General features: G+C 59.8%; 1 protein-coding gene. It reads left to right on the top strand.

Features of this window, described 5'->3' with window-relative positions; genetic code table 11:
• Positions 1–6 precede the first annotated feature (6 nt).
• A complete protein-coding gene (locus K359_RS0148065; RefSeq protein WP_029085262.1) occupies positions 7–615 on the top strand; it encodes a hypothetical protein in 609 nt (202 codons plus the stop codon).
• The last annotated feature ends 882 nt before the right edge of the window (positions 616–1,497 follow it).

Raw genomic sequence — 1,497 nt, 5'->3', positions numbered from 1 at the left:
CGAAACCTGCGGTGGGATGACTACCGTTACTATCACCGGAGCAGAATTAATCAGATGCTGCATTTGATCAGCGCTTTCATCTTCCTCGGTTGCTATGCGCTCTTGTTCAAGGACCCGGCAGTGGCCGGCCTCGTTGGCTGGCTTGCGATGCTGACGCGGCAGACCGGACATTTCTTCTTCGAGCCGAGCGGCTACGATAACGTGAACAAAGTCAGCAACGAGTACAAGGAGGCGGTCAAGGTCGGCTACAACCAGACGCGCAAGATTGTGCTCTTGATAATCTGGGGCCTGGCGCCGTTCGCACTCTACGTCTTCCCGCTGTTTGGCATGTTCGATCCGCCTGTCGGGCGGCTTGACTTCATCCGGCAAGTCGGCACGGTATGGCTCGTTATAGGCATTGGCGGCGGCCTCTTTCGGATGATCCAGCTCTTCGTCACCCGTGACGGCCAGACCGGGCTGGTATGGGTCTTCAAAGTCCTGACGGATCCCCTCCACAACGTCGCGCTGTACTACAAATCGCCGCTCGCGCTGTTGCGCGGCGAGCTGATCGACACATCGATCGCGGACGCCGGCTGGGGCGGTGACGAGGCCGAAACGGCTCAGCGTCTCACCTGAGCGACGCACGTTGAGCGTGTGCTCACCAGGTGCCCGCTTGACAAGCGTATCCTTCGGCTGGAATGGTCCGCGCGCCTGATCGTCACTAAGGACCCCAAGGCGGTGAGCTTGCGTGGTCGCATCCGCAACGATGATGGGCGCCATGTCCGACGCCGCTGAATAGCTGGATCAGAAGGTTTTCGAGAAGGCCGCGCCGGCAAAGTGCGGCCTTCTTGCGTTGCTGGCATTTTCTCGCGGAAGCCAACGAGTTGGGGGATGTCCCGCTCGATGTTGAAGCTGGCAGAGCCGGTGTTCCCGATAATACCACGGAGGGCGGTCTCCGTGCGAGCTATAAAGAGAAGCTGATCAACTCCGCTTACCAATTACAGCGTCATGCGGGCGTGGGCCTGATTCGGCATACAGAGAACGATGGGGCGAAGGCACGGTCTGCGATAGCGGCAGGCCGACCACGTTTAGCGAACGAACAGGCTGGGCGGAGCGAATGCCGCTCAGCTACGGGACCGCGGCCTCGTCAGCTTCTCGAAAGCAGGTGAGACCCGCAATGGACTGCAGGGCAGGGGTAGCGCGTGCACAAGGCCGAAAAGCCTCGAAAAGACCAATGAAGTTGATTAGGGTATTTGGTGTGATTGATCGCCACTTTCGGAAACTCCTTCCGCTCCGCCCAGTATGTTCGCGGTTCGCGATCGGCGAATAACTGGAACCCGACGCCGGCCAAGCGTCAGCCGTTAGATCAGGGCGAAGCCCTCGCGACCCACAAACACTGCGAGCTACTTGATCAGCTGGGGCAATTCCCGGCACAGACCGATTACGGGCGGCCTTCAAAGACTCACTTGCCCCGTCTCGCCGACCACGCACACTGCGGTTTCCGGCCCAACATAGTGC

The sequence above is a fragment of the Bradyrhizobium sp. th-b2 genome (assembly GCF_000426785.1).
Lineage (GTDB): Bacteria > Pseudomonadota > Alphaproteobacteria > Rhizobiales > Xanthobacteraceae > Bradyrhizobium > Bradyrhizobium septentrionale.
This window is presented reverse-complemented; position numbering and strand designations above follow the sequence as displayed.